The 791-nt window shown below is 48.2% G+C and carries 1 protein-coding gene; it reads right to left on the bottom strand.

Translation table 11 applies throughout. The features are described from left to right. On the bottom strand, positions 1 to 779 hold a 779-nt coding region (locus ACWHAR_RS25925), incomplete at its 3' end, for an AIR synthase related protein (protein ID WP_452088281.1). Positions 780 to 791 lie beyond the last annotated feature (12 nt).

Raw genomic sequence — 791 nt, 5'->3', positions numbered from 1 at the left:
AGACATGCTTCAAGCAAAAGCTTCTCCATAAACGGATCGCCGACTTGGACAGCAGAACGCTTTTCTTCAGACGAGTCTGACATTTCTTCAGAAGCAAACGTAGCGCCGTGGATGCCGTCACGCCCAGTTTTCGCTCCTACGTACATTACTGTGTTGCCGACACCTTTTGCCTGGCCTTTTTTGATGTCTTCATGATTGATTAAACCGACGCACATTGCGTTGACGAGCGGATTTCCTTCATAACTGCTGTCAAACTGCACTTCTCCGCCGACTGTCGGGATGCCGATACAGTTGCCGTATCCGGCGATACCCGCTACTACTTCTTCAAACAAGTACTTCACGCGTGGTGAAGTCAGTTCACCAAATCGAAGAGAGTTCAATACAGCGATTGGGCGTGCACCCATTGAGAATACATCACGGATAATTCCGCCTACGCCAGTCGCAGCGCCTTGGTAAGGCTCGAGAGCTGATGGGTGGTTATGTGATTCAATTTTGAACACAACCGCTTGGTTATCACCGATATCAACGATTCCGGCGCCTTCCCCCGGCCCCTGCAGCACACGCTCGCCGCTTGTCGGGAATTTACGCAGAATCGGCTTTGAGTTTTTATAGCTGCAATGCTCAGACCACATGACAGAAAAAATTCCGATTTCTGTGTAGTTCGGCAATCTTCCAAGAATGGATTCTATCAATGCAAACTCATCATCACTGACACCCATTTGCTGATACAGTTTCTCTTCTTTTATTTGTTCTTTACTTGGTTCAAGCAGTAGCGACATGAGTTTCCCTCC

This window comes from Bacillus sp. LR--39 (assembly GCF_053613335.1).
Note: the sequence above shows the minus strand (reverse complement) of the source record. Positions and strands in the feature narration are given on the sequence as shown.